The 200-nt window shown below is 62.5% G+C and carries 1 protein-coding gene; it reads left to right on the forward strand.

Annotation, left to right across the window (positions count from 1 at the left end):
* Window positions 1-200 (forward strand): chemotaxis protein CheW (locus BGN91_RS10510; protein ID WP_292612899.1); only part of this gene is annotated, 200 nt, incomplete at both ends.

Raw genomic sequence — 200 nt, forward strand, 5'->3', positions numbered from 1 at the left:
GTCACCGCGATCGATATGCGCGCGCGATTAGGTCTTCCGAAGCAAGAGGCCGATCGCCCGCCGATGGCCGTCGGCGTGGAACTGCGGGGTGAGTCTTACGGACTCCTGATCGATTCGATCGGCGAGGTCATGGCGCTTCCGGATGAAAGCCGCGAGATCAATCCAGCCAATCTCGATGCGCGGATGACGGAGCTGTCGGC

It is taken from the genome of Nitrobacter sp. 62-13 (assembly GCF_001896955.1).
Classification (GTDB): domain Bacteria; phylum Pseudomonadota; class Alphaproteobacteria; order Rhizobiales; family Xanthobacteraceae; genus Nitrobacter.